Below are 12,099 nucleotides of genomic sequence, written 5' to 3'. Positions count from 1 at the left end.
TGCGGGCGCACCAACACACCACCGGAACGACGAAAGGGGGCTACATCGGCCGCCGTGTCAGGGCTGAGCACCCAGGCGCACCCGGCCCGCGCCGAACACGGCCGACCACTGCCCCTCGTGCTCACCCCGGGCCAGGCCGACGCCGCGCCGCGCGTCGACGATCTGATGGCCGACATCCCCTGTCACACCCGGTCTGGACACATCCGCACCCGCCAGACCGGGTGCTCACCGACAAGGCCTACGACACCCGCGCGATCCGCGAGCACCTGCGTCGCCCCAGCATCACGGCCACGATGCCGCAGACAGGGCGATCGGGGTCCACGACCCGTTGGCCCAGGGCAGCCGCGACGGCCCACCGCTGGCCTTCGACCCGGTGACCTACCGCGACCGCAACACCGTGGAAGGCCGCACCAACCGCCTCACGCAGTGGCGCAGCCTGGCCAGCGGATACGACAGACCAACCAGTCCTACCCGGCCGCCCTCACGATCACCAGCATGATGATCTGGCCAGCCACCGAACAGACAGACACGGCCTAGCTCCGGCGGCGCCGGCCGAGCCTGGCCACGGCCGGCTTCTCGTGCTCGGACTGGCAGTCGCACTCGCTGTCGGTGACCGCGTCGGCGGCGACGGTGCACTGCTGGCGCACCCCGGTCACGATGGACTCCCCCTGCGACGCCAGGGAGACCCACACCGAGACGGAGTCGCCGAAGTTGGCGTCCTCGGGCAGCCCGGCCGCCGCCTTCACCGCGCCGGCCAGCCAGGCGGCGACCTCCTGCGGCGTCAGCAGCACCTCGTCGGGCAGGGAGACCAGCCGCTCCTTGCGGGTCTTGGCCACCGCCATGGGGACTTCCTCGACATGGCCGTGCCAGTGGACACCGAGCATCTCCCACTCGTCGGAGACCGGCCACCGTCCGTCGCTCATGGCGCAACATCATGCCAGCGGGACCGGAACCGGCCGACGCGCCGTGGCGTGCCGACGGGACGAAGCCGCTCGGCACGGGCCGCGAAAGCCGTGCGGCGCGGGGAGATCCGTGCCGCGTCGGGTCAGCGGACGCACCAGATCACCAGGTGCGTTGGGTCAGCGGACACGTCGGGTCAGCGAACGGAGCGGGTCCTGCCGTCCCACTCGGTGTCCAGCAGCTCCCGCAACGCCTCCCCGAGCTGGAGGGGGTAGACCGTGTCGGTGGTCTCCCGCAGTTCCTCGGCGGTCCACCACCGGTGCCGGCGGATCGTCCTGGCCTCCACCTCCTCGAAGCCGGAGGTGTCGACCGGGACGTCGGCCTCGGCCAACCGGGCAAGGAAGAACCACTCCTCGCCGTCGTAGGCCTGCCCGTCCCAACTGAACATCACCCTGCGGCGCCAGACCGGCCCCACCAGATCGTCGGCGGCCAGCCGCAGCCCGGTCTCCTCGCGCAGCTCGCGCAGGGCGGCCGCCCGCAGCTCCTCGCCGGCGTCCACGCCACCGCCCACGGTGAACCAGAACATCTCCTGGGGGCAGGCCGGGTCGTGCCCGTGGAACAGCAACACCCGGTCCTTGCCGTCGACCAGCACCACCCGCGCCGCCGGGCGGAACAGCGGCGCCGCCGCCTCCTCGCCCGCCACGGTCGGCTCGGCGATCTCGAAGTACTCCGGGCGCGGGGCCGTGCCCGCCAGGCGCAGCCACCGGACGCGGCGACGCCGCCGCAACGCGAGCGTGTCGCGCACCGCGTCGTTGTGCACCCGCCGGGCCAGCACGACGCGTTCCTCGGCGTCGGCCAGCTCGGCGGCCAGCGCGGGAGGCAGCACCGTCCGGTCCAGCTCGGCGAGCAACCGGCCCAGCTCGTTCTCGGCCGCCTCGCGGTCCGGCCGGCGCGCCCGCTCGGCGTGGTGCGCCGCCTCCCGCAGCCGCCGGCCCACCTCGGGGTCCACGCCGACGGCGGCGGTCACCGCGCGGACGACGACCGCCCGCCTGGCGAGCGCGGCGTCGAGCGCGGCCCACGCCGCGTCGGTCCGCACGTGCAGCCGGTCCAACCGGTTGGCGGTCAGCAGCGACCACAGGCCCACCACCGCGACCAGCAGGAGCAGCGTCGCCAGGAGGGTGATCGTGACGCTCACGCCGCCGGCCCCTCCCCCGCCTCGTGGACGCGCCGGGGGTCGGCCGCCACGGCGGTCTCGTAGACCCGCAGCACCTGCGCGGCCACGACGGACCAGTCGAAGGCCGCCACCCGGTGGCGGCCGGCCGCCGCCAGCTCCGCGCGGCGGACCGGGTCGTCGAGCAACCGGCCCAACGCCTCGGCGAGCGGCTCCGGCTCCTCGACCGGCACCAGCACGCCCGCCCTGCCGTCGTCGAGCACCCGGCGGAACGAGTCGAGGTCGCTGGCCACGACCGGGGTCCCCGCCGCCATCGCCTCGGCCAGGATGATCCCGAAGCTCTCGCCGCCGGTGTTCGGCGCGCAGTAGACGTCGACGCTGCGCAGCGCGCGGGCCTTCGTCTCGTCGTCGACCTGCCCGAGCAGGGTCAGCCGCTCGGCGAGCCCCGGGCCGGCCGCCCTGCGCAGGTCGTCGGCGTCTCCCCTGCCGACGACCAGCAACCGCAGGTCGGGCCGCTCGTCGACGAGGCGGCGCAGCGCCTCCAGCAGGACCGGCATCCCCTTGCGCGGCTCGGTGAACCGGCCGACGAACCCGACCGTCCCCCCGGGGCGCGGGTACCCCTCCAGCGGCTCGGCGCGCTCGAAGAACCCGACGTCGACCCCGTTGGCGATCTCCACCGCGTCGCCGCCCAGGTGCTCGACCTGCACCCGGCGCGCCAGGGCGGACACCGCGATCCGCGCGGTGATCTTCTCCAGGAACGGCCGCAGCACGCCCTGGAACGCCGACAGCGCCCTGGACCGGGGCGTGGAGGTGTGGAAGGTCGCCACGATCGGGCCGTCGGCGGCCATCAGGGCGAGCATGGCCAGGCTCGGCGCGGTCGGCTCGTGCAGGTGCAGCACGTCGAACTCGTGCTCCCTGATCCACCGGCGCACCCGCGCGTAGGACACGGGCCCGAAGGCCAGCCGGGCCACCGAGCCGTTGTACGGGATGCCGACGGCCCTGCCGGCCGAGGTGACGAAGTCGGGCAGCGGCGTGTCCTCGTCGGCGGGAGCCAGCACGTCGACCTCGTGCCCCAGCGCGCGCAGCGCGCGCGCCAGGTCCACGACGTGGGCCTGCACCCCGCCCGGCACGTCGAACGAGTACGGGCAGACGACACCGATCCTCATGGCACCGCTTCTCATGGAACCGTCCCGACGCCCTCGGCCCGCGGCCTCCCCGCCCGGTCGCCGGGCAGGTCGGCCAGCCACAGTCTCTGCGTCATGTGCCAGTCCTCCGGGCGGCTGGCGATGTCGGCGGCGAACACGTCGGCCACCGCCTGCGTCGCCTCGGCCACCGCCTCCCTGCCGGGCACGGGCACCGGCGGGTGGATCGCGATGTCGTAGTCGCGCTCCCCGGCGAACAGGCACCGGACCGGCAGCAACGCCGCCCCCGTCCTGGCCGCCAGGTGCGCGGGGCCGGCCGGCATCCTGGCCCGCTCCCCGAAGAACGTCACGTCGACCCCGGTCGACGACAGGTCGCGGTCGGCGACCAGGCACACCACGCCGTTGCGCCGCAGCCGGCGCGCCAACACCGCGACCGGGGGCACCGGGCCGCCGGTCGTCGGCAGGATCTCGAAGCCCAACGACTCCCGGTAGGCCAGAAACCGCCGGTAGAGCGACTCGGGGCGCAGCCGTTCCACGACCGTGGTGAAGGTGCCGGAGTGCCCGACCAGCCAGACCCCGGCGGCGTCCCAGTTGCCGGAGTGCGGGAGCACGACGATCGCGCCCCGACCCGCCTCCAGCGCCGCGTCGAGGTGCTCGCTGCCCCGCAGCGACGGGTCCAGGCGGCGGTGGAGCGCGCGGTGGTCGGTGGACGGCAGGCGGAACGCCTCGCACCAGTAGCGGGCGTAGGACCGCAGCGCGCGCCGCACGAGATCGTCCAGTTCGGCGGGCGACGCGGTGGGGACCACCCTGGCGAGGTTGCGGCGGAGCTGGCCGACGGCGGCGCCCGCCCGGCGCGCGCCCAGGTCGGCGCCGGCCCGGAACAGGGCGCGGGCGACCGGCTCCGGCAACGTCCGCACCAGCCGCCACCCCGCCGCGTACCCCGCGTCGACCAAGCTCGCCCGCACGCTCACCCGTCAGCCTCCATTCGCGGACTCCCTGGCCGAGCGGGCCACGGCCACCAGGCGCTGCGCGACGGTGGCCACCGAGAGCGCCGCGAGCAGCCACAGCGCCACGTCCAGCACCCACGGCACGCCCAGGAGATCGGACAGACCCGCGCCGACCAGGGCGATGATGAACCGCTCCGCCCGCTCCACCAGGCCGCCGTCCGCCGAGAGGCCCGAGGCCTCGGCGCGCGCCTTCACGTAGGAGATGACCTGGGCGCCCACCAGGCACACCAGGGCCGCGGCGGCCAGCGGCCGGTTGTCCCCACCGGTGAAGCACCACCAGGCCAACGCCCCGAACAACGCGCCGTCGGCGATCCGGTCGCAGCTCGCGTCCAGCACCGCGCCGAACGGCGTGCCCCGCCCGACCGACCGCGCCATCGCCCCGTCCAACAGGTCGAACAGCACGAAGACGGTGACGACCAGGGTGCCGACGAAGAGCTGGCCGCGCGGGAAGAACCACAGCGCGCCCAGCACCGTGCCGGTCGTGCCGACGACGGTGACGACGTTCGGGGTAAGCCCGCACCGGACCAGCCACGCCCCGATCGGATCGGTGACGCGGGAGACCGAGGCACGGGCGAAGATGTTGAGCATCGGAGAGTCTCGGCACCTACCGGGAACGCAGGGACTGGTCGTCCCGGCAGCCTAACCAGCCCCCACCCCACCGCCGCCGCCGACACCTCGGCGCCAGGGGCGGGGCGTGGCGTTCGTTACGTCGCCGGCGGCCCGCGCCTCCCGCGCGCCGACAACGCCGGACGAGCCGGAGGCCGGGTCTGGTCGCCTGAGGCCGGAAACGCCCGACCGGCCCCACCGCGCCGGAAGGCGACGGACGGGGCCGGTCGGCACTCGCTCGCGGCGGGTCAGCCCGCGTCAGCTCTCGGACACGCGCCGCCACGCGTCGGCCAGCAGGTCCCTGGTCTGGCCCAGGAGCTGCGGCAGCACCTTGGTGTGGCCGACGACCGGCATGAAGTTCGAGTCCCCGCCCCACCTCGGCACCACGTGCTGGTGGAGGTGGGCCGCGATGCCCGCCCCGGCCACGGCGCCCTGGTTCATGCCGATGTTGAACCCGTGCGGGGAGGAGGCCAGGCGCACCGCGCGCATCGCGCGCTGGGTGAACTCGGCCAGCTCGACGGTCTCGTCGGCCGTCAGGTCGGTGTAGTCGGGCACGTGCCGGTACGGCAGCAGCATGAGGTGCCCTGGGTTGTACGGGTACAGGTTCAGCACCGCGTACACCAGCCGGCCCCTGGCGATGATCAACGCCTCCGCGTCGTCCAGCTCGACCACCCGGCAGAACGGGCAGCCACCGGGCTCCGTGCCCTCCGGCTTGTTCTCCCCCTGGATGTAGGCCATCCGGTGGGGCGTCCACAGGCGCTGGAGCGGGTCGGGCACCCCGATCCCCTCCTGCGGCACCAGCTCCGAGGGGCCGAGCGCCGTCCCCTCGGGCACCGGGCCGGGCAGGCCGTTGGCCGCGTCGTCCGGGTTCACGGCGCTCACGCCTGGTCCACCCGGAAGGTCTCGGCGGTCGGCGAGGCGTTCTCCCGCCGCTCCACCCACGCGGCGACCGCCTCCACGGCCCGGTCCACCGGCACGCCGTTGACCTGGCTGCCGTCGCGGAACCGGAACGACACCGCGCCGGCCTCCACGTCCTTGCCGCCGGCCAGCAGCAGGAACGGCACCTTCTGCACGGTGTGGTTGCGGATCTTCTTCTGCATCCGGTCGTCGGACAGGTCCACGTCGACCCGGATGCCCCTGGCCCGCAGCGCCTTGGCCACCTGCCGCAGGTGCTCGGCGTGCTCGTCGGCGATCGGGATGCCCACGACCTGGACCGGCGCCAGCCACGCGGGGAACGCGCCGGCGTAGTGCTCGGTGAGCACGCCGAAGAACCGCTCGATCGAGCCGAACAACGCGCGGTGGATCATCACCGGGCGCTTCCGGGAGCCGTCCTGCGCGGTGTACTCCAGCTCGAACCGCTCCGGCAGGTTGAAGTCGAGCTGGATGGTGGACATCTGCCAGGTGCGGCCCAGCGCGTCCTTGGCCTGCACCGAGATCTTCGGGCCGTAGAAGGCCGCGCCGCCCGGGTCGGGCACGAGGTCGAGGCCGGAGTCCTCGGCGACCTGGCGCAGCGTCTCGGTGGCCTGCTCCCAGATCTCGTCCGAGCCGACGTACTTCTCCTCGTTCTTGGTCGACAGTTCGAGGTAGAAGTCGTCGAGGCCGTAGTCGCGCAGCAGGTCGAGCACGAAGGTCAGCAGCGACTTCAGTTCGTCGCGCACCTGCTCCTGGGTGCAGTAGATGTGCGCGTCGTCCTGCGTCATGCCGCGCACCCTGGTGAGGCCGTGCACCACGCCGGACTTCTCGTACCGGTAGACCGAGCCGAACTCGAACAGCCGCAGCGGCAGCTCGCGGTAGGACCGCCCGCGCGCCCGGAAGATCAGGTTGTGGAACGGGCAGTTCATCGGCTTGAGGTAGTAGTCCTGCCCCGGCCGGCGGACGTTGCCCTCGTCGTCTAGCTCGGCGTCGAGGTGCATCGCCGGGTACATACCGTCGCGGTACCAGTCGAGGTGGCCCGAGGTCTCGAACAGCGTGCTCTTCGTGATGTGCGGCGAGTAGACGAACTCGTAGTCGGCCTCCTCGTGGCGGCGCCGCGAGTAGTCCTCCATCACCCGGCGGACCACGCCGCCCTTCGGGTGGAAGACGGCCAGGCCGGAGCCGATCTCGTCGGGGAAGCTGAACAGGTCCAGCTCGGAGCCGAGCCGGCGGTGGTCGCGGCGCTCCGCCTCCGCCAGCAGCTCCAGGTGGCGGTCCAGCGCCTCCTGCGACTCCCACGCCGTGCCGTACACGCGCTGGAGCTGCGGGTTCTTCTCACTGCCGCGCCAGTAGGCGGCGGCGGTGCGCATGAGCTTGAACGCCGGGATGTACTTGGTGGTCGGCACGTGCGGGCCGCGGCACAGGTCGCCCCACACCCGCTCGCCGCTGCGGGGGTCGAGGTTGTCGTAGATCGTCAACTCGCCGCCGCCGACCTCCATGACCTCGGAGGTGTCCACCGCGCCGGGCTCGGACTTGATGTCGACGAGCTCCAGCTTGTACGGCTCGGCGGCCAGCTCGGCGCGGGCCGCGTCCACCGACTCGACCACCCGGCGCGAGAACCGCTGCGCGCCCTTGATGATCTGCTTCATGCGCTTCTCGAGCGCCTGGAGGTCCTCGGGGGTGAAGGGCCGGTCGACGTCGAAGTCGTAGTAGAAGCCGTCCCTGACCGGCGGGCCGATGCCCAGCTTGGCCTCGGGGAAGAGCTGCTGCACCGCCTGCGCCAGCACGTGGGCGCAGGAGTGGCGGATCACGCTGCGGCCGTCCTCGCTGTCGGCGGTGACCGGCTCGACCTCGGTGTCCACGTCGGGCGCCCAGGACAGGTCGCGCAGCCGGCCGTTCGGGTCACGCACGACGACGACCGCCTGCGGCCCCTTGTTCGGCGCCCCCGCGTCGCGCAGCGCCTGGCCGGCGGTCGTCCCGGCCGGCACCAGCACGCGCGCTGCGGGCTCGGCGGGCACGGGACTGGTCTGCGACACGGGGGGCTCCTCGGCTCGGGGCGCGCGGTCTGCTCGTCCACGCGCGATCGGGTGGTGCTTCGCGTGCCGATGCTATCGAGTGCGCCCCGCGCACAACCTGCGGGTTTCACCGCCCCGCCGCGGGGGCGGGCGGAGCGGGACGGCGGAGGGAGGCGCTCCGCGCGAACCGGGCGAAACGCCGCGACGCGCGGGCTACCGTCTTGAGGTGCCCGGTGTTCCGTCCACAGTCGTTCGCAGCAGACAGGCGCGGGCCTGGCTGTCGTGGTTCCTCCGCTCGTTGGTCCCGCCGAGGCCGATCCCCCGCCGCCGCCTGTTCTACGAGCTGTTCGTGCTGGCCATGGTGCTCGGCCCCGGCGCGCTGTTCGGGCTCGTCGACGGGGAGACCTCGTGGTTGGCGTTCGCGGTGGCCCTGCCGCTCACGCTCGTCCTCACCCTGCTGCGGCTGCGGTTCCCCGCCTTCGCGTTGCTCGCCACCGGGGCACTGTCCCTGCTGTCCGCCGGCACGGCAGCCGTGCTGATCGTCGTCGCCAGCTACGGGGCCGGCTATCGCGTCACCCGCTGGTGGCGTCTGCTCCTGGCGGTCGGCGGCGTCATGGCGTGCCAGATCACCTCCGCCGCCGTCTCCTTCGAGGGCAGCCGGACCGTGCTGTTCATCGCGGTGGCGTTCCTCGTGATGGCCGTGGTGTTGCCGGCGCTGATGGGGCGCTACCGCGCGCAGCGCCGAGCGCTGGTCGACGCCCTGCGGGAGCGGAACGCGCACCTGGAGCGGGAACGCGTCGTCGTGGCCGAGCAGGCGCGGCTGCGGGAACGCACCCGGATCGCGCGTGACATGCACGACAGCCTCGGCCACCAGCTCACCCTGGTGTCGCTGCACGCCGGGGCGCTGGAGATGACGGCGGCGCTGCCCGAACAGCAGATGCGGGCGGTGCGGGTGCTGCGCGAGGCGACCCAGTCGGCGATGCAGGAGCTCCGGCAGATCATCGGCGTGCTGACGCAGGAGGGCGACGCGGAGCGGGGCGCGGCGCAGACCCTGGCCGACGTCGACGAGCTGGTGACGCGCTCCCGGCAGGCCGGGATGGACGTGCTGGTGGAGCGGGTGGGTCGGCGGAGGACGCTGCCGGCGCTCACCGAGCAGGCGGCCTTCCGGGTGTTGCAGGAGGGGCTGACCAACGCGCACAAGTACGCGCCGGGCGCACGGGTGCGGGTTGTCGTCGAGTTCCTGTCCTCCGGGCTGCGCGTCGCGGTGGCCAACACCGCGCCGACCGGTCCGACCCCTGACGGCGTGAGCAGCGGGGGGCAGGGGCTGATCGGCCTGCGGGAGCGGGTGGCGGTGGCGGGCGGCGAGCTGACCTCGCGACCGACCGCGGACGGCGGGTTCGTGGTCGAGGCCACGCTGCCCGAGCAGCCGCCGGCCGACGCCGAACCCGTGCGGGCGGCGAGCCCGCTGCCGCACGGACGGGAGCCGGAGGTCCCCGCCCCGGCTCCGCCGGACCTTCCCCGGGCGAGCACCACCGGGTTGCTCTGGGCCATCGCCGGGACGCTCCTGGTGGTGTTCGCGTGCTTCGTGATGTTCCTGGTCGCGGCCAGCCAGGAGTGGGACAACATCGCGATGGTCCGTTCCACCTATGACCGGATCGCGGTCGGCCAGCCGGAGAACGAACTCGAACCGTTGCCCAACGACGCCGCGGAGCTGTGGCCGCAGGCCCGGCAGGCGGGTTCGCCGCTTCCGGTGGGCGTGCGGTGCGCGCACTACAAGGCGGCCGACGAGCCGGTGAAGAACCAGGAGATCGTGTTCTACCGCGTGTGCTTCCGGGACGGGCGGGTCGCGCACAAGGAGATCGTGCGAGCCTCCGAATGACGCGGTGAGCTGGTGACCCCGGTGGCCAGGTGGTTCCCGCCCGCCGGCTGTGGAGGAAGCATGGCTCGCGACCCGTTCACTCCCGACGATCTGGAGACCGCCGTCGAGCTGGTCGTGACGGCGCTCCGCCCGGTGGCCGACACCGCCAGCACCGCCGACTGGGGCGTCCCCGCCGGCGATCTGGAGTGGGACTGCCGCGCGACGGCGGAGCACCTGGTCGATGACATGTTCGGCTACGCGGCCCAGGTCGGAGGGACGATGCGGGAGGGGTACCTCCCGTTCCGGGTGGTGGTCGACGCCGACGCCTCCCCGTCCCAACTGCTCGGCCTGGTCAGGGCCGGGGGACGGCTGCTCGCCTCGGCGATCCGCTGCGCGCCGGCCGACCTGCGCGCCTACCACCCGTGGGGCACGGCGGACGCCGAGGGCTACGCGGCGATGGGCGCGGCAGAGGTGTTGGTCCACGGGGCGGATCTCGCCTCCGGGCTCGGTGTGCGGCTGGAGCCACCAGCCGGGGTGTGCCGACGCCTGGTCGGGCGGCTGTTCCCGGACGCGCCGGAGCACCCGGAGCCGTGGCCGCTGCTGCTGTGGTGCACGGGTCGGACGGCGCTTCCCGGCGTCCCTCGGCGCGCCTCGTGGCGCTGGTACGGCGAGCCGCCCGACGAGCGGCCGTCAATTCACGAAAAGCGGTCCTGACCAGCGAAAATTGTCAGGGGTGGCGGCTACTGTCCCTGGTGTGGCCGGGGTGCACAGGGAGTGCGCGTCCAGGCCCGGGGAGGCAACAGTGGCGACCACGTCGGCATTGGTCAGGATCTCGCTGGGGAGCTTCGTCGACTACAGCGTCGGCACGGGGTCCATGCGCATCACGACCGTCATGCAGCAGCGGCGGTTGTACGACAACCCCACCGTGTTCGGGCTCTCCTTCTACCCCCGCATCATCAACGCGATCAGGGCCGGCAGGGCCAGCAACGACGACCACGCGGCGCTGGCGCCCGTGGTCGAGGCGGCCCGGCCGGCGCAGCGCCCGCATTACGAGGCGGTCGCCGAGGGCTGGCTGGAGTGCGTCCGGCGGTGGAAGCCCGAGGTCGTGCCGGTCGGCTCGACCCGGTGGCGCCGGGGCGAGCTGGACCTCGGGATCACGCCCCACCTCGGCCTGCGGGAGCGGGACGGCAGCACCCACGTGGTGTTCCTGTACGTCAAGGAACGCCCGCTCACCAGGGACGGCGCGTCCGTGGCGCTCCGATTGATGGAACGCCACCGGGACGTCCTGTTGCCGGGCGCGGAGCCCCTCGTGATCGACGTCCGGCGGCGCCGGCACCACCGGCTGCCGGCGCGGGTGAACCGCGCCAAGCTCGACGCCTGGATCGACGGCGAGGCGGCGGCCTACGTCACCCACTGGTCCTCCGCCGCGGTGGCGTGACCACGTCCACCTGAGTTCACCACCTGACGTGGCGAGGGCCGGGTCCCTTCCTCCGCCTGGCCCTCGCCACGCCCCACTCGTGTGACCAACACCTCTCGCCCTGGAGCAGGTGCGACTCCCGCCCGCCAGAACGCGCCACCGCTCAGCAGGCGCACCCTGCCCGGGCCGTCCGTCAGGTCGGCAGAAGCTCCCCGGGGAACACCACCCGGTACACCTCGGACGCAGTGCTGCTCCCCGCCTCGGACGCCTCACGCCAGACGCGCCGCACGGCCTCGAACAAGCTGTCGATCTGTCGGCCGACGCGTGCGCCCCTCGACCGGCTCGTCGCCCAGTCGACCTCCCGCCACCCTCCGTCCGGCCTGCGACGGGAGCCGTTCGCCAGGGGCTCGAGCCAGGACTGGAGGCGGTGCTCCAGCCCCAGGCCGACCTCGTCCGCCCCGAACCGCTCGACCAGGGGGCCGGCTTCCGGGAGGCGGGGCCAGGCCACGACCACGACGCGGTGCCAGATCTCGGGCGGGAAGGTGTTCGCCAGGTGGTGGCTCTCCCCCACCGCCAGGTCCCGCAGCCGCCGTTCCGCCTCGCTGGTCTGTCCGACGTACAGCAGGCCCCAGTCCAACCACACGCCGTACACGGCGTGCCCACGCACCGGCGGTTCGTCCGCCTGGCTGCCGGACAGAGCCAACCCCCGGGGGCGACAGCGAACACGCCCTGCTTACCGGCCAACCGAGGAAACCCTGCGCATCTGCCTCGGCAGAGATCTTCCGCTGACGAGGCAAGGCATCCGGGGCCACGCCGTTGGTCATGGGCGGCAGACCCTTCGCATCACGTAAACGCCGCCACAGATCAGGGCTCATCACGGCAGAGGTGCTGACTACGACAAGCCGTGCTGTCCGCGACATGGTGGCCACGCCAGACCGAGCGATGACGCCCTCTCCACGACGAGGCTCACGGATGGCACTGGGCCCGGGTGACGAGGGCGAGAAAGTGTCGGAGCCCACAGCGAAGCGCGGGGTTCAGGGCCCGGAAGTGCGTTGGTCACAGGAAAACGTG

General features: G+C 73.4%; 11 protein-coding genes. 3 read left to right on the top strand and 8 right to left on the bottom strand.

Translation table 11 applies throughout. The features are described 5' to 3' along the window. Positions 1-533: 533 nt before the first annotated feature. From LX15_RS10290 to thrS, 7 genes are all read right to left on the bottom strand, one after another. Positions 534-923 carry a hypothetical protein gene (locus LX15_RS10290; protein WP_253669296.1) on the bottom strand — a complete coding sequence of 130 codons (390 nt, stop codon included), beginning with the start codon at positions 921-923 and terminating at the stop codon, positions 534-536. Positions 924-1,096: 173 nt separating this feature from the next. Next, positions 1,097-2,095, bottom strand: a complete 999-nt coding sequence (locus tag LX15_RS10285) for an NUDIX hydrolase (protein WP_253669295.1) — start codon at positions 2,093-2,095, stop codon at positions 1,097-1,099. After that, a complete protein-coding gene (locus LX15_RS10280) occupies positions 2,092-3,237 on the bottom strand; it encodes a glycosyltransferase family 4 protein (RefSeq protein ID WP_253669294.1) in 1,146 nt (381 codons plus the stop codon). The genes LX15_RS10285 and LX15_RS10280 overlap by 4 nt, the downstream gene beginning before the upstream one ends. 11 nt (positions 3,238-3,248) lie before the next feature. Then, entirely contained in the window at positions 3,249-4,178 is a 930-nt protein-coding gene (locus LX15_RS10275; protein ID WP_253669406.1) for a phosphatidylinositol mannoside acyltransferase, read from the bottom strand. Positions 4,179-4,187: 9 nt separating this feature from the next. Next, positions 4,188-4,808 (bottom strand): phosphatidylinositol phosphate synthase, encoded by a 621-nt coding sequence (gene pgsA, locus LX15_RS10270; RefSeq protein WP_253669293.1) that lies wholly within the window; start codon positions 4,806-4,808, stop codon positions 4,188-4,190. 276 nt (positions 4,809-5,084) lie between these two features. Beyond that, on the bottom strand, positions 5,085-5,660 hold the full coding sequence (locus LX15_RS10265; protein ID WP_253669405.1) for an HIT family protein: 576 nt from the start codon (positions 5,658-5,660) through the stop codon (positions 5,085-5,087). Positions 5,661-5,704: 44 nt separating this feature from the next. Then, positions 5,705-7,774 carry a threonine--tRNA ligase gene (gene thrS, locus LX15_RS10260; RefSeq protein WP_253669292.1) on the bottom strand — a complete coding sequence of 690 codons (2,070 nt, stop codon included), beginning with the start codon at positions 7,772-7,774 and terminating at the stop codon, positions 5,705-5,707. Positions 7,775-7,979: 205 nt separating this feature from the next. Here thrS and LX15_RS10255 point away from each other — a divergent pair, with 205 nt between their 5' ends. The 3 genes from LX15_RS10255 to LX15_RS10245 all read left to right on the top strand — a co-directional run bounded on the left by LX15_RS10255 (position 7,980) and on the right by LX15_RS10245 (position 11,049). Beyond that, positions 7,980-9,632: a sensor histidine kinase gene (locus tag LX15_RS10255; RefSeq protein WP_253669291.1), complete on the top strand. Its 1,653-nt coding sequence runs from the start codon at positions 7,980-7,982 to the stop codon at positions 9,630-9,632. A 60-nt stretch (positions 9,633-9,692) separates the two neighbouring features. After that, positions 9,693-10,325 (top strand): DinB family protein, encoded by a 633-nt coding sequence (locus LX15_RS10250; RefSeq protein WP_253669290.1) that lies wholly within the window; start codon positions 9,693-9,695, stop codon positions 10,323-10,325. Positions 10,326-10,413: 88 nt separating this feature from the next. Further along, a complete protein-coding gene (locus LX15_RS10245; protein ID WP_253669289.1) occupies positions 10,414-11,049 on the top strand; it encodes a hypothetical protein in 636 nt (211 codons plus the stop codon). Between the two features lie 172 nt (positions 11,050-11,221). Here the strand turns inward: LX15_RS10245 and LX15_RS10240 are convergent, their stop codons facing one another. Beyond that, positions 11,222-11,695 carry a hypothetical protein gene (locus LX15_RS10240; RefSeq protein ID WP_253669288.1) on the bottom strand — a complete coding sequence of 158 codons (474 nt, stop codon included), beginning with the start codon at positions 11,693-11,695 and terminating at the stop codon, positions 11,222-11,224. Positions 11,696-12,099: the final 404 nt, after the last annotated feature.

It is taken from the genome of Streptoalloteichus tenebrarius, assembly GCF_024171885.1.
Lineage (GTDB): Bacteria > Actinomycetota > Actinomycetes > Mycobacteriales > Pseudonocardiaceae > Streptoalloteichus > Streptoalloteichus tenebrarius.
Note: the sequence above shows the minus strand (reverse complement) of the source record. Positions and strands in the feature narration are given on the sequence as shown.

What these genes read in the sequence shown, in the direction of transcription:
- LX15_RS10290 (WP_253669296.1), bottom strand. Translation starts at nt 923, where the DNA reads ATGAGCGACGGACGGTGGCCGGTCTCCGACGAGTGGGAGATGCTCGGT.
- LX15_RS10280 (WP_253669294.1), bottom strand. Translation starts at nt 3,237, where the DNA reads ATGAGGATCGGTGTCGTCTGCCCGTACTCGTTCGACGTGCCGGGCGGG.
- pgsA (WP_253669293.1), bottom strand. Translation starts at nt 4,808, where the DNA reads ATGCTCAACATCTTCGCCCGTGCCTCGGTCTCCCGCGTCACCGATCCG.
- LX15_RS10250 (WP_253669290.1), top strand. Translation starts at nt 9,693, where the DNA reads ATGGCTCGCGACCCGTTCACTCCCGACGATCTGGAGACCGCCGTCGAG.